This is a genomic window from Cohnella cellulosilytica (genome assembly GCF_042431195.1).
Taxonomy (GTDB): Bacteria; Bacillota; Bacilli; order Paenibacillales; family Paenibacillaceae; genus Cohnella; species Cohnella cellulosilytica.
On the sequence record NZ_JBHMDN010000035.1, the window covers coordinates 77,629 to 99,649 of the forward strand.

The window sequence follows — 22,021 nt, forward strand, 5'->3', positions numbered from 1 at the left end:
GCGAATCATAGGATAGAAAGGTTGATATGCATGAGCACGCACAAAAAGAAACCGCCCGTCACGTCACGTCCAAAAGATAAGGAGCAGATCAACAAGAAGGCGCTCATTTGGATCGGGGCGGCCGTCGGTCTCATTATTGTGGTCATGGCGGTGCTGCTCGCGCTGGACATTTAAGCCGCGACCGCCGTTTCATTAACCTAGCCAATCATAAACCTTATGGGGGTTTGTCTCGTTCTGCGTGCTTGGCAGCCGGAAGCGTTCCGGCGGCGCCCGCAGCTCGTCGGGCAAACCTCCTTCTTCTGCTATCGTGACCGGCGTTCCTAGCGGGACGAGATCGTACAGTTCCTCGATGTCCTCTTGGGTCATTCTCACGCACCCGAGCGATTCGTCCTTGCCCATGCTCTTCGGCTCGTTCGTTCCGTGAATGCCGTAGCGCGTGTCCGACAGCGTCATGCCCCGGCTGCCGAAGGCGCCGGTGCTGCTGCCGTTCGGATCCTTCACCTTCTCCGAGATGACGAACTTGCCTTCCGGCGTCTTGTCGCCGCCCAGCCCGACCTCGTAGTTGCGCACAATAACGTCTCCGCTGACGACGGCCAGCCGGTGATTGCTCTTATCGACGATAATTTCCAGCGGAAGCTCCGTCAGCGGAGCGAGCGTGCCGGCCGGCGCGCCATGCCCGGAATCCGGTCCCGTACGGTCCGGCCAGCCTGCGGTCTGCGGGATTTTGCCGTCCGTCTTGTCCGTGAGCACGGCCTTCAGCTCTTCGAACCAGGACGACATGCTCTCCGTCCAGCCCGCCATCGTGTTCGCCGGATAATCCCCAGCCATCGCCTCCGGCGAATCCGGCCATTGACCGGTTCTTTCCTTGTAGCGGGTCATCGCGGAGCGCAGCGCCAGCTTCTCCTCCTGCAGCGGCTTCCAGCCTTCGACGAGCTTGGCCGCGGCTTTGGCTTTGCCGTCCTCCGGCTTGCAGTCGCACCATTTCGGATCGAACCATTCGACGCCCGCCAGACCCGATTCGCGGTCCGAAGCGACCGTCGCGATCGGCTTGCCGCTTTTGACCCAGTCGTTCCACTTTCCGAGCTTCGGTACGGCGACCAGCAGACGGGGCTGGCGGGAAGGCTGGCTCGTCAGCAGCTCCCCGAGCACGCTGCGCCCCTGCTCCTCCGGTCCCGGAGCGCCCGCGATCTGATCGGGCGGCACTACGCCCGCCGGGAGCGGCGCCGGCTTGCCGCCGACCGGCGGCTTGGGCGGAACGCCCGTCGCCGCAGCGGGAGGCTCCGTAACGGCCGCAGCGGTCTCGACGGCCGCCGGATCGTCCCCGTCCTGCAGCAGCTCCCGCACGGCTACGACCGCTCCTCCCACGAGCAGGATCGGAATGAGCAGCGCGATCGTCCACTTTTTCCACCCGGCTTTCTCGCTTGCTTTATTTTCAGGGAGCTGGGGCGCCGGCTTCGATTCGAACGCCTCGTAGATTTCCCCCGCCTGCGCGAAGCAGTAAGTGGCTTTCGCCTTGTCTCCCTTGCCTTCGTATTCCTTGCCCAGCAAATACCAGGCCATCCGGCTGTCTTCGTGCTTAAGGAGGTACTCCTTGAGCGGCAAAGCGTCTCCGACATTGGGAACGTTGTCATAGAAGTGCTGGATCTGTTCGTCAATGCGAGATTCCTTGCTCATGGCGTCACCTCCGCGACTGTTCGTTTATCCCTCCCTTATTATCGGATTTTCTTGGCTTGTTCTAAAGAACAAACAGAACGGAGCTGTCCCGTAAGTCAGGTAGCTGGATCATCGGGAAAAAAAACGGGACTGTCCCATAAGTCAGGTCGTACAAGAGGATCGATGAAAAAGAAGAGCATCTATCTCCTGGAGACTGCCTTATACGTTCCTGAAATGACCCATTTACGGGTTTGCCAGTTCAAAATTTCAGGATCGTATAGCAGCGGAAGGAGATAGATGCGACTTGCATCATTCCATCGAGCATCGTTCGATACGACTCTCTACACTTTTGGGATAGCCCTTTTTCTGATATCGATGTTTCTTAGCGTTACTTCCTGACTTCTTTCGGAAAAGCTCCGTTCGAATTAAGAGTGGAAATCCTGGCCGGACAGCACTTCCTTGACGTGCCCCGCCCGGATGACGAAATCCCCGAAATGCTCGCCTTCGTTGCGCTCTTTCGCGTATTGCTCGAAGATGGGGGACAACGAGTCCAAAATTTCCTTCTCGCCGATGTTTTCCTTATACAGCTTGTTCAGCCGCTGGCCGGCAAAGCCTCCGCCCAGGTACATGTTGTACTTGCCGGGCGCTTTCCCGATGAACGCGATCTCCGCGAGCGCGGGACGGGCGCAGCCGTTCGGGCAGCCGGTCATGCGGATGACGATGTCGTCGTCGCGCAGGCCGTTGCGCTCCAGCATCGGCTCGATTTTCTCCAGCAGGTCCGGCAAATACCGTTCGGACTCGGCCATCGCCAGTCCGCACGTCGGCAGGGCGACGCAGGCCATCGAATTTCTCCGCAGCGCCGAATAGTGCTTGCCGTCCGTCAGCCCGTACGTCTGGATCAGCGCCTCGATCTTTTTCTTCTTCTGGGCGCTGACGTTGCCGATGATCAGGCTTTGGTTCGGCGTAAGCCGGAAATCCCCGGTATGCACCTTGGCAATCTCGCGCAGCCCCGTCATCAAGGGATAACCTTCCTCGTCCTTAATCCGGCCGTTCTGGATGAATATCGTGAAGTGCCATTTGCCGTTAATGCCCTTCACCCAGCCGTTGCGGTCCCCGTTATGGTCGAAATGGAATTCGCGCGCTGCCTCCAGCTGCCATCCGAGCCGCTTGGTCAGCTCGCCCTTGAACCAGTCGAGGCCGTGATCGTCGATCGTATACTTGAATCTCGCGTGCTTGCGCACGGCGCGGTCCCCATAGTCGCGCTGGATCGTCACCGTTTTCTCGGCGATGTCGATCATCTGCTCCGGCTTGCAGAAGCCGATGACGCGCGACACCTGCGGGTACGTCTTCGGATCGCCGTGCGTCATGCCCATGCCGCCGCCGACCGTAACGTTAAAGCCCTGCAGCTTGCCGTCCTCGAGGATGGCGATAAAGCCGAGGTCCTGGGAAAAGACGTCGACGTCGTTCGTCGGAGGCACGGCCAGCCCGATCTTGAACTTCCGCGGCAAGTATACCGGACCGTAGATCGGCTCCTGCTCCGCATTCGTGTCCACGACCTTCTCGCCGTCCAGCCAAATTTCGTGATAGGCGTTCGTCTGCGGCTCGAGATGGCGGCTGATGCGCGAAGCCCATTCGTACACCTCGGCATGCGCCTCGGATTGATAAGGGTTCGGGGACGCCATCACGTTCCGGTTAACGTCGCCGCACGCGGCCAGCGTCGTCAGCAGCGAGGCGTTGATCTCCTGGATCGTCTGCTTCATGTTCCACTTGATAATGCCGTGCAGCTGCACCGATTGACGGGTCGTCAGCCGGATCGATCCGCTTGCGTACTGCTGCGCGATCCGGTCCATCATCAGCCACTGCTCCGGCGTGACGACGCCGCCCGGGGCGCGAATGCGCAGCATAAACTGATAAGCCGGCTCCAGCTTCTGCTTCGCCCGCTCGTTGCGCAGGTCGCGGTCGTCCTGCATGTAGCTGCCGTGGAATTTCATCAGCCGGTTCTCGTCCTCGGGGATGGAGCCGGTAATGCGATCCTCGAGCACCTCCGCCAATACGCCGCGCAAGTAATTGCTGCGGACTTTAATATCTTCGACATCGCTGTGCGGAGCGCTGTTTGGGTTCATCAGGTTATTTTCCGACATCTTGTTTTCTCCTCTCGCGATCGTCGGGACCGATTAATAGACGTCCCTCTGATAACGTTTCTCCTGCTGCAGCCGCGCCATATACTCGCCCGCCGCTTCCGGCGTCAGGCCGCCTTCCTGTTCGAGGATGTCCAACAACGCGCGGTGAACGTCGTGCGCCATCTTCTTCTCGTCCCCGCACACATAGACGTATGCGCCGGCCTGCAGCCATTCGTACAGCTCCTTGGCATGCTCCCGCATTCTGTGCTGCACGTACACCTTCTGATCCGTATCCCGGGAGAAGGCAACGTCCATGCGCGTCAGCACGCCGTCCTTGAGCCACCGCTGCCATTCGATCTGGTACAGGAAATCGGTCGCGAAATGCTGGTCGCCGTAGAAAAGCCACGATTTCCCCGTCGCGCCCGTCTCCTCCCGCTCGCCCAGGAAAGCCCGGAACGGCGCAACGCCGGTGCCGGGGCCGATCATGACGATCGGGGCCTCCGGATTTTGCGGAAGCTTGAAGTTGTCGTTCTGCTGCACGAATACGGGCAGCGTATCGCCCGCCGCGGCTCTCTCCGCCAGATGCACCGAACAGACGCCTTTGCGGGCGCGGCCGCGGGCCTCGTAGCGCACCGCCCTTACCGTCACGTGAACCTCGTCCGGATAAGCGCTCGGGCTGCTCGCGATCGAATACAGACGCGCCGGAAGCTTGCGCAGCACGGTCGCGAACTCGCTTGCGGGCACGCCCTTGATCGCGTAATCCGTCGCCAGATCGAGCAGGTCCCGATCGGCAAGATAAGCGCGAAGCTCCTGTTCCTTGCCCGCCTGAAGCAGTTCGCCGACTCCGCTGCCGGGGGCCAGCTTCGCGATCTGCTCCAGCAGCGGCTTCGTCAGCACCGTGATTTCGTAATGCTTGCGCAGCGCCTCGCCCAGCGGCAGCTTGTCACCGTTCTTGTTCACCGCCACCTGCTCGGCGGCCGACCAGCCCATCGCTTCAATCAGCTCGGCAACCAGCTCCGGATCGTTCTCCGGGTAGATGCCCAAGCTGTCGCCGGGCTCGTATTGCAGGTTGGAGCCTTCCAGGGAAATCTCCAGATGTCTCGTCTCCCGGTCGGAGCCCCGTCCGTTCAAATTCAAGTTTTCCAGAATTTCCGCAGCATAAGGCTTCGATCGCGAAAATTCGGATTCGACCGCTCCGCCTGCCGCAGCCGGCGCCGCCGTACTCGCCGCCGCGCCGGCAGCTGGCGCGCCAAGCGCCGATACGACCTGGCCCATCCACTGCTCGGCCGCCTCGTCGAAGTCTACGTCGCAATCGGCGCGTTCGACGAGACGCTTGCCGCCAAGCTCCTCCAGACGCTTGTCGAAGTCTTTGCCGGTCTGGCAGTAAAACTCGTAAGACGTATCGCCCAGCGCCAGCACGGAGAAGCTCAGCGCCTCCAGCTTCGGCGCTCTCTTGCTGTGCAGAAACTCGTGGAAGGCGAGCGCGCTGTCGGGCGGTTCTCCTTCTCCGTGCGTGCTGACCACGATCAGAAGATGACTGACGCTCTTAAGCGCATTCGGCTTGAAATCGTTCATCGAAGCCAGCGTAACCTGCAGGCCCTGCTCTTCCAGCTTCTTGGTCAGCTTCTTCGCCAGCTTGCTGCTGTTGCCGGTCTGCGAGCCGAAGAGCACGGTCGCTTCCTTCGGCGCCGCCGGCGCGGCAGGCGCGCTTGGCGTCTCCGCGGGCAGTCCGGCCGGGACGCCTGTCGTCGGCGCGACCGCGGCCGCACCGGAATAGGCCGATAAATAACCGCTTAACCAGATCCGCTGCGATTCCGTTAAGCGGGGCAGCAGCCGATTCAGCAGGTCGACTTGCTCCTGATCGAAAGGACTGTTTGATACTTGAAAGACCAACGTTATCCACCTCGCGCGCGTATGCTAATCTCTATTCCCCAGTATTCATGTTACCTTAATTTATTTTACTTATTGAACCTAACACAGCCGGCGGGACGGGTCAATTAGAATGATCTTATAGCATTAATCAAATAAGCTAATATACGCGCCAATTCGACGCCCGGCCGACAAAAAAAGCAGGCCGAACGCTCCGAAGAGCCGTTCGGCCTGCTTGTTTGATTCCGAAAGGGCCGGCTTTAGAAGGTCTTATCGCGAATGACGACGGTTTTCGCCGCCCCGTCCCATTGAATATCGAGCCCGCTCTCGTCGGCGAAGAACCGAACCGGAATAAACATTCTGCCGTCGATCGAAAGCGTCTTGGCGTTAAGCTTTAAGCTGGCGCTCTCGCCCGAGACGGTTTTCTTCACGGTATCCTTGCCTTCCGAGATCGCGTATACGACTCCGTCCTTGGACAGCAGCGCTTCTCCCGTCTTCTTGTCGTAGCCGACTTGATAGCCGAGCGCCTTGCCCACGTCGCGAACCGGGAGCAGCACCGCGCCCGACTTCAGCTGCGCCGGCACCTCGGTCGGCACCAACGCCCCGTTCAGCAGCACTGCGATGCCCTTATTCTCCGGAAGCTTGGCCGGTGCGGCGTATTTCTGAACGATGCGCACTTTGTTGCCGTGCTCGTCTACGACTGCCAGCCTGCCGTCGGCCAGCACGATGACGTCCGTCGGGCGATTGAACTCGGCGGAAGTCGTTACGCCGTCGGCAGAGCCCGGCTCGGTCGGAACGCCCGCGACCGTCGAGACTTGGCCGTCTTTAAGCAGCCGAACGACATGGTTTAAGCTGTCGGCGATGACAAGCGCTCCGTCGGCGGTTACGGCAAGGCCTTCGGGCGAATTCAGACGGGCCGCCGAGGCTTCGCCGTCCAGATAGTCGCCTTCGACGAAATAAGCGTTCGCGTCCGCGTAGCTCCCGCCTCCGGCTGCGGTGGACACCTGTCCGGAGGCAAAGTCGACGTACCGGATTCGCTGATTGCCGCGGTCGCTCACATAGAGATTGTCTTTCTCGTCAACCGCAAGCCCGCTCGGCTCGTTAAACTTGGCGGAAGCGAGCGGTCCGTCCTGATAATCCCCTGCGTCCTCGGCCGCTCCCGGCACGTATTCGATAACGCGGGTCGAAGGCGCGTTCAGCGTCGACACCGTGCCGTTAGGCGCGATTTTGCGGATCAGATGGTTCAGCGTATCCGCCACGTAAACATTGCCCTTGCTGTCGACGGCAACGTCGGACGGAGAGTGAAACTTCGCCTCCGCTCCCCTGCCGTCGTCGGAGCCGAACAGACCGCTGCCGGCCAGGGTCGATACCGTTCCGTCCGGCGAAATTTTGCGGATCGAATGATTGCCGCTGTCCGCTACGTAGACGTTCCCCTTCGCATCGACGGCCAGCCCGGCGGGCGAATCGAAAACCGCCCGTTCGGCCGAATCGTCGTTTAAACCGCCGACCGGGTTGCCCGCTTCGTCTTCGCCAAGCCAGTAGCCGGCATACAAAGCCGATTTGTCCGCATCCAGCGCTCTCAGCAGATGGTTCGAGGAATCGGCGACGAGCAAGCGCCCATTTGCCAGCTCCACCGCCGCTCGCGGCTGATAGAAGGTCGTCTCGGAGAGCGAGCCGTCGTGATGCCCGCTCGCGGTCTGACCGGCCCAAGCATGCACTTCATAGAGCTTGGGGGACTTGGTCCAGCCCGGAACGGCAGCCGACGCAATGGCGGAGCTCGAAAGTCCGATAGCCAGACAGACGGTCCCGGCCAGCAAATAACGGTTCTTCTTATGCATACCGTAATCTCCTTCAGTCATAAATGTTAGATTTGTCCGGTCATACTCGTAATCTTAAAAATAATCGTCTCTTCTTCCAATGTAATCGGATTTTGAATCCAGATTTGAACGATATTTTCTCCTTGATTGAGCGATAACGGGTATGCTCCATCTTCAGCCGGAATCTCAGTGTCGCCCACGACAACTCGGGCATATCGCGGATCGGTACCTAGATATAGACTTGCAGACGACGAGGACACGGTCGTCTCAAGATACTGGCCATTCCAGGAGATTTGGCTTGGACTTTGTTGCTCCCATAACTCCACCAATTCCCTCTGCGAGACATCGCCGATTCTAAAGACAATCTCATAAGTTTTAGACGATCCCTCATTCGTAATCTCCAGATCGAATACGCGGATTCCCGGGTAATACGCGTACTGGGTCAGGTTGTACATTGGCCCTTGTCCTTGCTCATTGCCGTAGATCAGTTCCCCCGAATGTTTTAACGATATAGTGCCGGTCCCGGTAACATCAAAGCCAAGCAGCTGTTCCGGCTGCTCAAATTCCGGAATATCCGCGTAATATTTGTCTGCTCCCGAAACTTTGCGCAGGTTTGCCGAAGAGCCGCCGTAATCTAGCTGCCAACTGGTAATTCCTGCGGGTACACGAACCACTTCCAGCACGTATTCGTACAGATACAGCCCGCTTGGATCGGTCGCATGAACAACCACATTATCGATATTGGAATTGAGAATCAACTGCACGGAGCCGTTGCTCGCAAAATATTCGCTTCCGCCATACATCACGGATTGAAGCCTCATAGAGGATTCGGCGGCGTCGCTAATTTCGCTGATCGTTAAAGCTGTGGCTTCCTCTTGCAAGTAAGCTGCAAGTTGATAGTAGCTTTCGTACGACGGCTCGTAAAACACGTCCCGATCCTGGTTGTCGGTCAGTTTGAAAGGCTCTGTGTCATTCATTTCGGATAACCCGTTAAGGATCCACAGCTCTTTCGAATACTTTTTGGTTGTTCCAGCGTACAGATCCAAGGTCATGCGCAGGTAGCCTTCCGTTAATCCAGCGACCGTCTGTACTCCGCTCTCCGTCCATGTCGCGGTTAACAGCTGTGGCTGCCCTTGAATAATCGGACTGCCTTCGTAAGTCAATTCCGCCCTTGTAATGCCCGGCGCCAATTCCAGCCCCATCTCTAATTCGGGAATAGGGACGGATTCGGAGTATTCATTAAAATCAAGAGCATATCGGTCGATTCCCGTTACTTGCCACTCCAAATCGTGCTCTTCCGCAGGGATTCCAGCCGAAATTCCAACATTCCACCCGAGAATTCCCGCCGGCGTTTCGCTCCTGTGGATGTCCAGCGTAAATTCACGCGTCATTCCCGAGCTTCCTCCCGAAGTCATGGTTTCGATGACGATGCTGTTGCTGCCCGGCGCAAGCGGAACGACGTAGCCCCCTATTCCCCCCTGCGCATACTCATAGCAATAGTCCGTTCCCTCGCCCAAACCGCATTCCGATTGGAGGCTATATTTCACGAATATGATTTCACTCGACGACGACGGATTTCGTTTGATCGCGATTTCCTGAACGTGGTCCTGCACGTTAAAGGAATAGTGCGTCTGCGAAGCTGTGTACGTAAAATTCTGTTGAACCTCCGGCGACGCGGCGCTCTTAAGGTACAGCCCGAACGGAGCGACCGGGGTCGGATTCGTACCGCCGCCGTTATTTCCGCCTCCGCTTGAGCCGCCTCCGCCTCCGGCCGACGGGCTGGGAACCGTGCTTGGCGACGGCGTCGCGCGATTTTTCAACTCATCCTCGCGGCTTTTGCTCGCTTCCGCAAAGCGCTGCTTCTCGGCCTCGGACAGCTTCTTCTCGTATTCTTCCTTCGCTTTCTTCTTCGCGTCCTCCAGCGCCTTCTGGTTCGCCTCTTCCCGCTTTTTCTTTTCCTCTTCCACTTTTTTCACCAGTTCTGCCAACCGGCTCTGCTGCTCGGCTTCCTTCTGCTTCTTGGCCGCTTCAAGCCGGGCTTCCTCTTGCTTCTTGATTTGCTCGGCCTTCCGCTTCTCGATCTCCGTCAAGGTTGGCGGCGGCGTGTTGGCCAGATCGATTTTGTTGGTCAGCGTCTTGTTCGCTTCGTCGATCAGCCCTTGCAGCTGCTCCTGACCGATGGTATTGTTTCTCAACGCTTCCTGCAGCACATTGCCGACAAGATAGTTCAAATTCTGGATAAGCCGATCCAAATCCGCCTGCGTGTCGAGCCCGATCGCCGGATCGTTCTGTCCGCTCTGCAGCTCTTCCCTTTTCTTCCGGATGAACTCCTCGTTCTCCCGGTCGATCTCGTTTTTGGCTTGCAGGATCGCCGCGAGCACGTCGGCGGAAAGGTTGTTCGCCAGGGCCGACAAATCGACCGGAATCACTTCGTCCGGAAATTCGTTCGTCTCGTCGCGATCGTCGATCGTGACCTGCTGGCCGGGATACACCGGTACGGGCGGCGTTGTTTTCCCCTGCCGCGAGTTCGTCGGCGAAACCTGACCGACGCCGGAAGCAATTATGAATCTGGCGTCTCCCGTCACCGGATCGACGGCCACGAACAGATTCGTCCCCCGCACGCCCATGACGGCGGTCGGCGTCTCCAGCGTGAACTGGTCGCCCGCGTTTTTGATCGACTTCACCGTCGACCAGACCGAGCCGTTCCGTACGCTGACTTTGGTTACCGTATTTTTGCCTTCTTTCAGCTTCGAGAAGGTTAGCGTCGTATTGGCCGACACGGCCATCTTATCGTCTTCCGACGTTCCGTTCGCGAACTGAAGCACCGCGGAGCCGCCTTTGCCGACGGTCAGAATGTCCCCTTCGTTCAGGCTCATTTTGGCGAACGCCGTAAATTCCTTGGAGCCGCCGGACTTCTTCACTGTAACCGAGCCCTTAAGCTCCTTGATGACGGCGACCCTGGACGACGCCGCGGACGCCTCCTGGCCCGGAACGCCGAGCAAAGGCAGCGCCAGCAGCAGCATGCCCAGCAGACTAACGACAAACTTCTTCATTCGAATTGCCCCTCTCCATTTGTTCAGTTTTGTTCTAGTTGCCTATCCTATCATTCAAGGTAATGCGTTCACGAGTCGTCGAGACGTCCCAGCAGCTCATATACGCGGATCGGATGAGACTTGCCCTTGAACATGCGATCCTCACCCTCGTCGAAGCGGAACCATGGCTTTGTCTTCTCGTAAACCTGCTCGGAGACGTGGACCTGTCCTTTTTTCGTCTGCGACTCGATTCTCGCGGCTATGTTGACGTTATCGCCGATGGCCGTATAGTCGACCCGCAGGTAGGAGCCGATATTGCCGACGACGACGTTGCCGGTATGTATGCCGATGCCGACATTGACCTCGCATTGGTATTTCTCCAAAATCTGGTCGCGAATGCCGTTCATTCCCTGCTGAATCTCGTAGGCCGTCTGCACAGCCATCCGTTCATGCTCGGCCACATCCAGAGGCGCGTTAAACAGAATCATCGCCGCGTCCCCGATAAACTTGTCAATGGTGCCGGCATTGCGAAGCGTCGTCTCCGTAATCATGTTAAACATCGTATTCAGCGTATCTACAAGCTCGGGAGGCGACAGCTTCTCGGACAGCGGCGTAAACCCGCGGATGTCGAGGAACAGGATCGTAATCTGCTTCAAATCCCCGCCCAGCTTGATTTCGATATCCTGAGCTACGATCTGTTTGACGAGATCGGGAGAAATGTAGCGGCCGAACTGGCGCGTGACGAAGCTTTTCTGCGTGCTGTCCATATACGATTTAAGAGAGACGTTCGCCAAGTAAGCCAGCAGCATGGCCAGCAAAGCGAGCACCGCGTTCGCGTGCAAAGCGGAGGCCTGATACATCGCATATTGGCCGTACAGCACTGCCGCGAATGCGGCCAGGAATAGCAGAATCGAATAAATATTTTTCAATCTCCAGGGCAGGAAAACAAAAAGCAGGAACAGAATAAAAGCAAGCCCCAGCTCAACCCAATCCGGCGAATAGGATACCGTGGTCCCGTTGAGCAGTTGATTGGCGATATTTCCGTGCGCGTACATCAGCTTGAAGTTTCTTTCGATCGGGGATGCGCCCGTGTCCTGCCCCCCGTCGCTCGTAAGTCCGACCGCCGTAAAGCCGACGAACACGATGGAGTCCTTGAACAGATCCGCAGGCAGCTCGCCGTTCAGCACGTCGGTAAACGACACGGTCAGAAAATCGTCCGTCATCAGCTGGTAATCGATCGTCACCGTATTTTTCGCGACCGGCTCTCCGAATTGCACGGGGTCCGTAAGGTTCGCGAACCGGCTTAAGTCCGCCCCCGCCATCTCCGCCGCCTGCCAAGCCAAGGAAGGAACGACTTCGCCGTCCGGTCCCCGGAGATTGAGCCAGGTCTGGCGAATGACGCCGTCCTTGCTCACGACGCGATTGATATGAGCGAGCTGCGCAAGGTCCGCAAACAGCTCGTAAGGTTTGACGATCGCCTGCGCTTGAATATATTCGTCGCGTCTGACGACCGAGGTGCCGAAGTTGTCTCCCATAATGCCCGTCACGGGCAAAATGACATTCGAATAGGAGGCGAGCGCTTCCGCGAACGCCATGTCGCTGTCCGGATTGTCGCTTGCCTCTCCGAAGATGATGTCGAAGGCGATCGCCTTCGGCTCGTTCCCCTCCGGGTTCAAGTTAGCCAGAAACGGAGCGTACACCGCACGATCCCACGGGAATCGGCCCAGCTCCGCAAGTGAAGCGTCGTCGATCGCGACCATAACGATGCGCGGATCGGGCTGATGGCCGGCCGCCTGCTTCATCTCGTAGTCGAACAGCAGCGTATCGATTCTCTGCAGGACTCCCGACTGATGGATGAAAAATAAACCGAGCAACAGAACGGCGTTCAGAGCGATCGCTATTCTCTTGATTTTCCCCTTCAAATCAAATCCCGCCTATGTAAAAGATGGAAACCCTCTCTATTATACAGTAGGCACAAGGCTTTATGTTGCAAATTATCTAAAAATCAACTTTTGTGACGGCAGTCACAAAAATGACAAAAAAAGAGAGTTCCTCTAGGCCCAAATGCCCAAGAAGAACTCTCCCGGTCTTTCACGATTTGCACACGATTTACATATTAAAAGGTGAATCCGCAATTTTGATCGAATCCGTCGGGCAGCCGTCGGAAGCGTCCTGCAGATCGTCGTAAAGATCCTCGGGAATTTCGGTAACGCCGTGGTTGCCATCATTGGCGTAAATCACCTCGGCAAGGCCTTCGTCATCATAATCGTAAATGTCCGGCGCCGTCGCTCCGCATGCGCCGCAAGCGATACAGGTGTCTTTATCTACGTAGGTAAACTTAGCCATGTGATAACCTCCTATTTTCAATCCTTGTCGCGTACGTAAGTAGTCCCACTACTGTCCAATATAATACAAAACCGGTCCAAGATCAAACGAAATTACAGCCGTCTCGCCTTTTGGCCCGCTTCGTTCGGGCATTTCTCAATCGTCGGGACGCTCGCGCAAAAAATCCTTCTCAAGCGAGGTGCCTCTGACTTTTTTATTGCGGATCAGCGTCGACGGATCGTCTCCCAGCATTCCGGCGGTCAGCACGGCGCTTTCGCCGAATTTATCTCTGAGCGCGTCCATGGCGGACATCAATCGCTGCTTCCTCGGCTCCTCCTCGTAGGTGAACAGATCGAGCTGCAGCGGCGTATCTTTTTTCGGGGACAAGCTTTGCAGCGTAATTCCGAGCAGCCTTACCGGCTTCCCTTCCTGCCAATGCGCGTCCATCAGCTTGCAGGCCAGCTCGTATACGTCGTTTGCCGCCTCGGTAGGCACCGGCAGCGTCAGCGAGCGCGTAATCGTGCGCATATCCGGATCGCGAATCGTAATCTGCACGGTCGAGCTCACCATTCGCTGATGGCGAAGCCGCCGGGTCGTCTGATCCGCCAGGTTAAGCAGCACCCTGCGGTACTGATCCCGCTCGGTCAGATCCGCCGGGAGAGTGGTCGTATGGCCGATCGATTTCGGCGCTTCGTGCAGCGGCTCCACCGGTGCGTGATCGATGCCGTTGGCCGCGTTTTTCATCCACGTTCCGTACACGCCGAAGCGCTGGACGAGCACGGTCTCGTCGGCGGCGGCCAGCTCCCCGATCGTGCGGATGTTCAGCTTCAGCAGCTTATCCGCCGTTCGGCTTCCGATGCCGTACAGCGTCTGGCAGGGTTTGCTCCACAGCAGCGCCGGCATATCCCGCCTGCGCAGGACGGTAACGGCGTTGGGCTTGCGCATATCGGAGGCCATCTTGGCCAGCAGCTTGTTCGGAGCGATTCCGATCGAGCACGGAAGCGACAGCTCCTCTCTGACCCGCCGGGCGATCATCTCGGCAATTTCCAAGGGGCTGCCGAACTGCGAGTTGCCCGTAATATCCAGAAAACATTCGTCGATCGACACGGCTTCCACGAGCGGCGTGAAGCTGCCCGCAATTCGCATAAAACCGCGGCTGTATTTTCGGTACAGATCGAAGTTGGGCGAGATCAGCATCAGCTCCGGACAGACGCCCAGCGCCTGGCGAACGGTCATGCCCGTGCGAACGCCCCGGGCCCGCGCTTCGTAGGAGCTGGTAACGACGATCCCTTTGCGCAGCTCCACGCTTCCGGCAACGGCCGTCGGTTTTCCCCTGTACACGCTCGGCTCTTCGGCGGCATGAACGGAGCAGTAAAACGCGTTCATGTCGATATGCAGAATAATCCGCCCTTTTCCCGCGTACTCGCCCACGTCCATCCCTCCTGACTTCTCTACATTATACAGAGGAACCGGACGCCCCCGCAATGAAGCGCGCTCTCTACATTTAATGCCAACCGTGGTATAATAGTTTCACCTGTTTTTATTTTTAAGGAGGCTTTCCGGTAACGCATGTCTACTCCACTTTGTATTTTCGATACGACTTTGCGCGACGGCACGCAAGGCGAGGGGATCAGCCTGACCGCTGAGGACAAGGTTAAAATCGCCCTGAAGCTCGACGCTCTGGGCGTCCATTATATCGAAGGCGGCAATCCCGGCAGCAACAGCAAGGATATCGAGTTTTTTCGCCGGGTTCGCGAGTCGAAGCTGCAGGCCAAGCTGACGGCGTTCGGGAGCACCCGCAGGAAGAATAGCTCCTGCGAGCATGACGTCAACCTGAAGCATTTGACGGAATCCGGCGCGCGCGCGGCGACGCTCGTCGGCAAGACGTGGGATTTTCACGTCCACACCGCTCTGCAGACGACGCTCGAAGAAAACCTGGCGATGATCTACGAATCGCTCGCTTTCGTGAAGAGCAGCGGGATGGAAGCTTTATTCGACGCCGAGCATTTCTTCGACGGCTACAAAGCGAACCCCGACTACGCACTGTCCGCGCTGGCCAAAGCCAAAGAAGCGGGAGCGGCCTGGATCGTTCTCTGCGACACGAACGGCGGCACCTTGCCCGGAGAGATCAGCGAGATCGTCTCGCGCGTCGTATCGGTCATCGACGCTCCGATCGGCATCCATACGCATAACGACTGCGAGTTGGCCGTGGCGAACACGCTGGCGGCGATCACGGCGGGCGCGCGTCAGATTCAAGGCACGATCAACGGCTATGGCGAGCGCTGCGGCAACGCCAACCTCTGCTCGATCATCCCGACGCTGCAGCTCAAGATGGGCTACGAATGCGTCAGCGACGAACAGCTGAAGTCGCTGACCGGCGTGGCGCGGTACGTAAGCGAGATCGCCAACGTCATTATGCCGGTCAACCAGCCTTACGTCGGCAACGCGGCCTTCGCGCATAAGGGCGGAATCCACGTTTCCGCAATTATGAAGGACTCGAAAACGTACGAGCATATCGAGCCTCATCTTGTCGGCAACAAGCAGCGGGTGCTCGTATCCGAGCTCGCCGGCCAGAGCAACATTTTGTCCAAGGCGCAGGAAATGGGACTCGACGTCAATCCGGAGGGCATGAAATCGCGCGAGGTGATCGACCGGATCAAGGATCTGGAGCATCAAGGCTATCAGTTCGAAGGCGCGGACGCTTCCCTGGAGCTGCTGCTCAGGGACGCTTACGGCGACGCCGTGCAGATTTTCTCCGTTGATTCGTTCAAGATTACCGTCGAGAACAATGCCGGCCAGATGACCAGCGAAGCTGTCGTGAAGGTTAACGTAGCCGGAGAGCAGGTCTATACGGTGGCGGGAGGCAACGGGCCGGTTAACGCGCTGGACAATGCGCTGCGCAAAGCGCTCGTGCAGTTTTTTCCGGACATTCGCGACATTCACCTGTCCGACTACAAGGTCCGCGTGCTGGACGAGAAAGACGCTACGGCGGCCAAGGTGCGCGTGTTGATCGAGTCCACCAACTTCAAGGACACGTGGAGCACCGTCGGCGTCTCCTCCAACGTGATCGAAGCAAGCTGGGAAGCGCTCGTCGACAGCATCCGCTATGCCCTGATCGGAATGGACAAGAATGGCGGCATCGCTCCGATGCTGGCGCAGACGAACGGATTGGTCAACCATTAACGAAGAGAGGCTGCGGCCTCTCCATAAAAAAAGGGATCTCCGCGTCCGATCGGCTTGTTCGATCTTCGCGGAAATCCCTTTTTTTTGCGCCTGCCCGATCCCAGCGGCGGCGCTACAGCACGTCCCGCAGCATTTTATCCCATTCCTCGCGCTCGACGATGCCTTCGATCCGGTGGCGGATGACGCCGTCCCGGTCGATAATGAAGCTTACGGGGTATCCGGTGATCTTGTACAAATCGCCCGCCACGCCCTGCGGATCGGTCAGGACGGGAAATTCCAGTCCCTGCTCCGCCACGAATTCCTTGGCCGACCGGACCCGATCGTAATTCGTCGCATTTACCGCATATAGATCCAATTTATCTTGATGCTCTTCGTAGATCGCCTTGAGATCCGGCGCCTCGACCTCGCAAGGCCCGCACCAGGCCGCCCAGAAGTTGACGATCAGCGCCTTGTCCCGCTTGCCCCCTACGCTGTAGGCAGCCGTCTCGTCCAGCAGCCCGTTAAGCTGGAACGCCGGCGCGAAATGATCCGCCTTCGGCGCCGGAGAAGCCGGAATCCCCTCAAGATCGACCGGGCGCGCCGCTTGCCCGGACGAAGCGCCGCGCCCGCTTCCGTCCCATATCCAAACTCCGGCAACCGCAATGACCGCAATCGCCAAAATGATCAGGTTTCTTCGCATAAGAATCCTCAACTTTCAATTCATAAGGTTACCCTTATCTTACCCCATTTCCCGGGAACCTTCCACGGCCCAGACGTGTCGGAATGATGAACATCCCGGCGCCGTACCGGCGCATATCGCCTCAACCGCAAGGGAACGTTAAGGGAACCGCAGATGAGGCTCGGCGAGAATATGCGGCCGTTAAGGAGGAAACAGGAGTGTCCGCAACCACGAAATCCAGACGCAAGCTGTCCGTCTCGTTCACGAGCGACATCGGCACAGATACCCGGGAATCGGAATCGGCGTCTTCCCCGGGCGGCCGGGGCCAAGGCAAGGGTCAAAGCAAAATCCGCGAGTACGTCGCCCTGTCCACGGTGCCGCTCGTACTCGTGCTGGGCAATTCCATGCTCGTTCCGATCCTCCCGACGCTCAGAAACGAGCTCGGCATTTCCCAATTCCAGACGAGCCTCGTCATCAGCCTGTTTTCGGTATGCGCGGCGCTGATCATTCCGCTGGCCGGCTACTTGTCGGATCGCTTCAGCCGCAAGGCCGTCATCATCCCCTCCCTTGTCGTCTACGGAAGCGCAGGGGTGCTGGCCGGCTTCGGGGCGGTCTGGGACTCGTACGGCGTGCTGATCGCCGCCCGGGCGCTGCAGGGCATCGGAGCGGCCGGCACCGCGCCGATCGCGATGGCGCTCGTCGGCGACCTGTACAAGGACGGACAGGAAAGCCAGGCGCTCGGCTTGATCGAAGCCTCCAACGGAGCCGGGAAGGTCGTCAGCCCGATTCTCGGCTCGCTGCTTGCGCTCATCGTCTGGTATGCCGCCTTCTTCGCGTTTCCCGTCTTCTGCCTGCTCTCCCTGCTCGGCGTTATTTTTCTCATCAAGGAACCGAAGCGCCAGGACGAGCCGCAGCCGATCTCCGGCTACCTCCGGTCCGTCCGGCAAATTTTCGCCAAGCGCGGCCGCTGGCTCATCTCCTCCTTTTTCGCGGGATCGCTGGCCTTGTTTATTTTGTTCGGCGTGCTCTTCTTTCTATCGGACATTCTGGAGAAGCCGCCCTATTCGATCGAAGGCGTGCGCAAAGGGTTCGTGCTCGCCATCCCGCTGTTCGGCATGGTCACGACCGCTTACATCACCGGCACCGTCATCCGCAAGAACGGCGTGCTCATCCGTTGGCTCATGAATATCGGACTCGCTCTGATGGTCGTCTCGCTGGCGCTTGCGATCTGGTTTAACGCGAATTTGTACGTCTTTATCGGACTGCTCACCGTCAGCAGCATCGGCACCGGCCTGCTCCTGCCCTGCCTGAATACGATGATCACCGGAGCGGTCGACAAGGCGGAGCGCGGAATGATTACGTCCCTGTACAGCAGCCTGCGGTTTTTCGGGGTCGCCTTCGGACCGCCCCTGTTCGGGTGGATGATGGCCAAGTCGCATACGATCGTGTTCGTGACGGTGTCCGCGCTGTCGCTGATCGCGCTGGCGCTCGTCTTTTTCCTCGTCAAGCCGGGCAAGCAGGTGCAGTAACGGGGTTGCCAGCGTCCGCCTCCATCGTTCATACTCGGGGTGAAGAGGGGGCGCCGAATATGGGCACAATCGCGGAAGTCATCATGGATATCGACGTGGAGAAAAGGTTCGTGCATGCGCTGCGAAGCCGCCTGCCCTGGGAAGCGTGCGGAGTGGTCGTTGGGACGATCTACGGCGAGACGGTCGAAGCGAGCGGGTTTCGTCTCATTCGCAACGCCTCCGCTCATCCGGCGGCGCAGTTTTCCTTCCATCCCGGGGACTGGATCGAAGCCTTCTTCGAAGCGCAAAAAAACCAACGCGAAATCGTCGGTTTATTTCACAGCCATCCGACGGGAACGGTCGTCCCGAGCGCGAGCGATCTCGCGGGGTCCCTTCCCTGGAAGACGTATTGGATTGTCGGGCTGGGCGAGGAAAGCCACGAGATCGGCGTCTTCGCGCGCCGCCCGGCGGAGGAGCGATGGACAAGCCTGCCGCTTCGGATCGTCAGTGCCGGCTCAAATAAGCGTACAGGTCTCCCAGCGTCGTCACCTGCCGGTCCGCAATCCGTTTGAGCAGCTCGAAGTACAGCTTGGCGGTCATCACCGAATCGTGCAGCGCGTGATGCCGCTCCGTCACCTCGATGCCGTAACGCTCGAGCACCTCGTCGAGACCGTAATGAATCGCCTTCGGCTCCAGCCATTTGGCGATCATCATCGTATCGACAATCCGGTGCGTCAGGTTCACCTTAGACGTGCGCCACAAGGCGCTGCTCAGAAATTGCTTGTCATGGCCGCTGCCGTGCGCGATGAGCACCCTTTTGCCGATAAAGTCCATAAAGTCGTGCAGCGCCTGCATCAGATCCGGGGCGTTCGCGGCCATCTCGTTCGTAATGCCGGTCAGCTCCGTAATGTGCGGCGGAATTTTCCGCTTCGGATTGACGAGCCGATAGAACGGCTCGACCTCCTCGAAGCCGCTCCCGCGGATCATGACGCCGCCGATCGACAGAATCTCGTCTCCGTTGTACGGATAGAATCCCGTCGTCTCCAGATCGAATACGACCGCCTCCATATCGGCAAGCCGCATCTCCAGCGCGTTCTCCCTGCGCTGTTCCCTGGTCATCGAGCGGATGAAAGCCATCTGCTGGGCGTTGGCCGAGCCGAACATCGACGCGATCGCCGGAGTCAGTCCTCCCTTTTTGTACAGGTTCCATATCCGCCCTCCCGCATTCGCGTCCTTGGGCTCCTTCACCGCTTTCACCTCCCGCCTAACCGGTACTGCAGCTCTTTCTGCACCTTTCGCTGAATTTTGTTGCCCGTCTTCAGCGCGGTCTTCAGAGCGGGGACAATCTCCTTCGTCAACCGGCTTGCCGGAAGCTTGCCCGTGCCTACGAGACGCCCGTCCTCCAGCGCTACCGACGTGAACAGCCTCAACTTGAGAAACAGGAGGAAGGCCGTCCTCGCCTCCTCCGCCTCCTCCTCGCTCAGCGCGCCGGCCGCGTGCAGCGCGTCGATCCGGCCCAGGGTGCTCGTCTCGCGAATGCCCGCGCGCACGGCAAGCAGCCGGAAGGCGTTCACCATCGGAATATAGGCCCCGTATTTAATGTCCAGGCCTCCCGCGTTGTCTCCGTACTTCTCCGTCAGCAATTGACCGAATACGCCTACCAGCACCTTGTGCCGCAGCGTATTTTCCAGCATTCTTCGCTCGATGACCGGATGGCCGAGCAAGTCGCCGAAGAAGCGGCCGCGCAGCCGATCCGCCAGCCCGACGTCTCCCCATACCGCGCGTCCGTCCGCCGCGATCAGCAAGTAACGAACGTTCTCCCAGCTCGGCTCGGCGAACCAGCCGGCGATCCGGTCCGACCAGTCCCTCAGCGACATGCACCATGCCGGGTTCGAGGCGATGACGTTGCCTTCGCAGGGCGGATACCCGATCTCGATCAAATAGTCGACCGCCGTCTCGGCCAGCCTTCGAAAATAACTCCGGTTGCGCTCCTCTTCCGCCTCGTCGTTCGCATCCGCGTAGACGAGTCCGCTGTCTTGGTCGCTGTGCATCGTCTGCTCGGACCGCCCGCCGCTGCCGTACAGCATATACGCGTAAGGCACGGGCGGAGCGCCAAGCCCCGACCGTGCCACCTCGTTCTCCGCCAGCGCAAGCACTCGGACAATCAGCGCATCGTGCAGCGCGTTCAGCCTGACGATCGCCTCATCGGCGGGCAAGGAAGGCAGCTCGGCCTCCAGCAGCCGCTGCCCCCTCTCCCGCGCCGACTTCAATGGGTCGAGCCCGTCGGCGCAGTCGATGTCTGGCCACCGCTTTTCCCCGATGGGATTGTGCATGCGGTCTATACCCTCCCGTGATACGCCGGCAAGCAGCTTTTCAACCTTTATACGGACGTACCGGCTTTTTTCAATTGCTCCGGATAACCATAGGTGCCGTGCTCGCTCAAGTCGAGGCCGATAATCTCCTGCTCTTCCGTGACGCGGAAGCCGATGACCTGCTTCACGACCCAGAGAACGATGAAGCAAGCCGCGAAAGCGAACGCGCCGGCCACGACGACCGATTCGAATTGCACCCACAATTGCTTCCAGCCGCCGCCCGCGAACAGGCCCGCTTGGCCTACGCCGACTTTGCCGGCCAATTCTTCCGTTGCAAACAAACCATTCGCCAAAGTTCCCCAGATCCCTGCCGCGCCGTGCACGGACAAGGCGTAGATCGGATCGTCGACTTTCATTTTCTCGAAGAACTTGGCGCTGAAGAAGACGAGCACGCCGGCGACAAGACCGATGACAACCGCAGCCCAAGGATCTACGAACGCGCAGGAAGCGGTAATGGCGACGAGACCTGCCAGTGCGCCGTTCAAGGTAGCCGTAATGTCGGCTTTGCCGTTGACGAGCCAGGAGATCAGCAGCGCCGCTACGGCGCCCGCCGCAGCGCCCAGCTGCGTATTAAACGCTACGAAGCCGAAGAAGCCGTCGCCGATCTCTACCGTGCTGCCCGCGTTGAAGCCGAACCAGCCGACCCACAGAATCAGGACGGACAGAGCCGTAAACACCTGATTGTGGCCGAGAATTTCGTTCGCCGAACCGTCCTTGTTGAATCTGCCGATACGCGGCTTGAGCAGAATCGTAGCCGCCAGAGCCCCGATGGCGCCGGTCAAGTGAACGACCGTGGAGCCGGCGAAGTCCTGCGCTCCGTCGTCCGCGAGCCAGCCGCCGCCCCAAATCCAGTGCGCGACCACCGGATAGATGACCGATACGAAGAACAGCGTGAAGATCAGATAAGAGGATAGCTTCGCCCTCTCCGCGAATCCGCCCCATGCGATCGACAGCGATACGGCCGCGAACGCGAGCTGGAAGACGAAGAAGACGGAGTCCGGCAGGCTGCCATCGGTGACGCCGTTAGCCGGGCTAAAGAAGAAGTTGCCGAGTCCGATAAACTTGTTCAGCGAAGCCGAAGCGTCGCCGCCGAACGCGAATCCGTAACCTACGGCCCAGTAGACCAGGGAAGCAAGACCTACCGTGAAAATCGTCTTGCCGGCTACGTGCCCCGCGTTCTTCATCCGGGTCGATCCGGCTTCCAGAAGAATAAATCCGCCTTGCATGAGCAGAACCAGAATTGCCGCCAGCATTACCCACAGCGCATTAAGCCCCATGTTCAGCTGCCCTGCGGACGGATCTTCCGCGAAAGCGACTGTCGGAAACAGGATCAAAAGCGCGCCAATCGATACCAAACTTTTCTTCAACACAACGACCACTCCTCACTTATGTCATGTAACATATCACCAAATGAAATGCATAGTGTCATTATAGGGCGCTACTCCTTGTTTGGCAATATCATTTTCAGAAAAAATAGCAATTAT

The 22,021-nt window shown here is 58.7% G+C and carries 16 protein-coding genes; 4 read left to right on the forward strand and 12 right to left on the reverse strand.

The window, feature by feature from the left end; all coding sequences use genetic code 11:
* The first annotated feature begins 30 nt into the window (after positions 1-30).
* Positions 31-174 (forward strand): hypothetical protein, encoded by a 144-nt coding sequence (locus ACFFT4_RS25085; protein ID WP_378051708.1) that lies wholly within the window; start codon positions 31-33, stop codon positions 172-174.
* Positions 175-192: 18 nt separating this feature from the next.
* Here ACFFT4_RS25085 and ACFFT4_RS25090 read toward each other — a convergent pair whose 3' ends face one another.
* The 8 genes from ACFFT4_RS25090 to ACFFT4_RS25125 all read right to left on the reverse strand — a co-directional run bounded on the left by ACFFT4_RS25090 (position 193) and on the right by ACFFT4_RS25125 (position 14,247).
* Positions 193-1,674: a L,D-transpeptidase gene (locus tag ACFFT4_RS25090; protein WP_378051709.1), complete on the reverse strand. Its 1,482-nt coding sequence runs from the start codon at positions 1,672-1,674 to the stop codon at positions 193-195.
* A gap of 404 nt (positions 1,675-2,078) precedes the next feature.
* The gene (gene cysI, locus ACFFT4_RS25095) at positions 2,079-3,794 is read right to left on the reverse strand and encodes an assimilatory sulfite reductase (NADPH) hemoprotein subunit (RefSeq protein ID WP_378051710.1); all 1,716 of its coding nucleotides are present in this window, start codon (positions 3,792-3,794) and stop codon (positions 2,079-2,081) included.
* A gap of 33 nt (positions 3,795-3,827) precedes the next feature.
* On the reverse strand, positions 3,828-5,666 hold the full coding sequence (locus ACFFT4_RS25100) for an assimilatory sulfite reductase (NADPH) flavoprotein subunit (RefSeq protein ID WP_378051711.1): 1,839 nt from the start codon (positions 5,664-5,666) through the stop codon (positions 3,828-3,830).
* Between the two features lie 236 nt (positions 5,667-5,902).
* Positions 5,903-7,480 carry a stalk domain-containing protein gene (locus ACFFT4_RS25105; protein WP_378051712.1) on the reverse strand — a complete coding sequence of 526 codons (1,578 nt, stop codon included), beginning with the start codon at positions 7,478-7,480 and terminating at the stop codon, positions 5,903-5,905.
* Positions 7,481-7,506: 26 nt separating this feature from the next.
* Positions 7,507-10,512 (reverse strand): FecR family protein, encoded by a 3,006-nt coding sequence (locus tag ACFFT4_RS25110; protein WP_378051713.1) that lies wholly within the window; start codon positions 10,510-10,512, stop codon positions 7,507-7,509.
* Positions 10,513-10,580: 68 nt separating this feature from the next.
* A complete protein-coding gene (locus ACFFT4_RS25115) occupies positions 10,581-12,413 on the reverse strand; it encodes a CHASE2 domain-containing protein (RefSeq protein ID WP_378051715.1) in 1,833 nt (610 codons plus the stop codon).
* A gap of 187 nt (positions 12,414-12,600) precedes the next feature.
* Positions 12,601-12,837, reverse strand: a complete 237-nt coding sequence (locus ACFFT4_RS25120) for a ferredoxin (RefSeq protein WP_378051716.1) — start codon at positions 12,835-12,837, stop codon at positions 12,601-12,603.
* A 135-nt stretch (positions 12,838-12,972) separates the two neighbouring features.
* A complete protein-coding gene (locus ACFFT4_RS25125; RefSeq protein ID WP_378051717.1) occupies positions 12,973-14,247 on the reverse strand; it encodes a DNA polymerase IV in 1,275 nt (424 codons plus the stop codon).
* 138 nt (positions 14,248-14,385) lie between these two features.
* Here ACFFT4_RS25125 and cimA point away from each other — a divergent pair, with 138 nt between their 5' ends.
* Entirely contained in the window at positions 14,386-15,999 is a 1,614-nt protein-coding gene (gene cimA, locus ACFFT4_RS25130; protein WP_378051718.1) for a citramalate synthase, read from the forward strand.
* A 112-nt stretch (positions 16,000-16,111) separates the two neighbouring features.
* On the opposite strand, the gene ACFFT4_RS25135 is transcribed toward cimA, so the two are convergent.
* Positions 16,112-16,678: a TlpA family protein disulfide reductase gene (locus ACFFT4_RS25135; protein ID WP_378051719.1), complete on the reverse strand. Its 567-nt coding sequence runs from the start codon at positions 16,676-16,678 to the stop codon at positions 16,112-16,114.
* 197 nt (positions 16,679-16,875) lie between these two features.
* Here ACFFT4_RS25135 and ACFFT4_RS25140 point away from each other — a divergent pair, with 197 nt between their 5' ends.
* Together ACFFT4_RS25140 and ACFFT4_RS25145 are read left to right on the forward strand one after the other, a co-directional pair.
* Positions 16,876-18,186 carry an MFS transporter gene (locus ACFFT4_RS25140; RefSeq protein WP_378051720.1) on the forward strand — a complete coding sequence of 437 codons (1,311 nt, stop codon included), beginning with the start codon at positions 16,876-16,878 and terminating at the stop codon, positions 18,184-18,186.
* 59 nt (positions 18,187-18,245) lie between these two features.
* Positions 18,246-18,737, forward strand: a complete 492-nt coding sequence (locus tag ACFFT4_RS25145; RefSeq protein WP_378051721.1) for a M67 family metallopeptidase — start codon at positions 18,246-18,248, stop codon at positions 18,735-18,737.
* On the opposite strand, the gene ACFFT4_RS25150 is transcribed toward ACFFT4_RS25145, so the two are convergent.
* The 3 genes from ACFFT4_RS25150 to ACFFT4_RS25160 are packed head-to-tail and all read right to left on the reverse strand — an operon-like array spanning position 18,670 to position 21,907.
* A complete protein-coding gene (locus tag ACFFT4_RS25150; protein ID WP_378051722.1) occupies positions 18,670-19,413 on the reverse strand; it encodes an exonuclease domain-containing protein in 744 nt (247 codons plus the stop codon). The two genes, ACFFT4_RS25145 and ACFFT4_RS25150, sit on opposite strands and share 68 nt — an antisense overlap.
* A 5-nt stretch (positions 19,414-19,418) precedes the next feature.
* Positions 19,419-20,498 carry a DUF294 nucleotidyltransferase-like domain-containing protein gene (locus tag ACFFT4_RS25155; RefSeq protein ID WP_378051723.1) on the reverse strand — a complete coding sequence of 360 codons (1,080 nt, stop codon included), beginning with the start codon at positions 20,496-20,498 and terminating at the stop codon, positions 19,419-19,421.
* Positions 20,499-20,545: 47 nt separating this feature from the next.
* Positions 20,546-21,907 (reverse strand): ammonium transporter, encoded by a 1,362-nt coding sequence (locus tag ACFFT4_RS25160; RefSeq protein ID WP_378051724.1) that lies wholly within the window; start codon positions 21,905-21,907, stop codon positions 20,546-20,548.
* Positions 21,908-22,021: the final 114 nt, after the last annotated feature.

What these genes read in the sequence shown, in the direction of transcription:
- ACFFT4_RS25105 (WP_378051712.1), bottom strand. Translation starts at nt 7,480, where the DNA reads ATGCATAAGAAGAACCGTTATTTGCTGGCCGGGACCGTCTGTCTGGCT.
- ACFFT4_RS25120 (WP_378051716.1), bottom strand. Translation starts at nt 12,837, where the DNA reads ATGGCTAAGTTTACCTACGTAGATAAAGACACCTGTATCGCTTGCGGC.
- ACFFT4_RS25135 (WP_378051719.1), bottom strand. Translation starts at nt 16,678, where the DNA reads ATGCGAAGAAACCTGATCATTTTGGCGATTGCGGTCATTGCGGTTGCC.
- ACFFT4_RS25155 (WP_378051723.1), bottom strand. Translation starts at nt 20,498, where the DNA reads ATGCACAATCCCATCGGGGAAAAGCGGTGGCCAGACATCGACTGCGCC.
- ACFFT4_RS25110 (WP_378051713.1), bottom strand. Translation starts at nt 10,512, where the DNA reads ATGAAGAAGTTTGTCGTTAGTCTGCTGGGCATGCTGCTGCTGGCGCTG.
- ACFFT4_RS25090 (WP_378051709.1), bottom strand. Translation starts at nt 1,674, where the DNA reads ATGAGCAAGGAATCTCGCATTGACGAACAGATCCAGCACTTCTATGAC.
- ACFFT4_RS25145 (WP_378051721.1), top strand. Translation starts at nt 18,246, where the DNA reads ATGGGCACAATCGCGGAAGTCATCATGGATATCGACGTGGAGAAAAGG.
- ACFFT4_RS25085 (WP_378051708.1), top strand. Translation starts at nt 31, where the DNA reads ATGAGCACGCACAAAAAGAAACCGCCCGTCACGTCACGTCCAAAAGAT.
- cysI (WP_378051710.1), bottom strand. Translation starts at nt 3,794, where the DNA reads ATGTCGGAAAATAACCTGATGAACCCAAACAGCGCTCCGCACAGCGAT.
- cimA (WP_378051718.1), top strand. Translation starts at nt 14,386, where the DNA reads ATGTCTACTCCACTTTGTATTTTCGATACGACTTTGCGCGACGGCACG.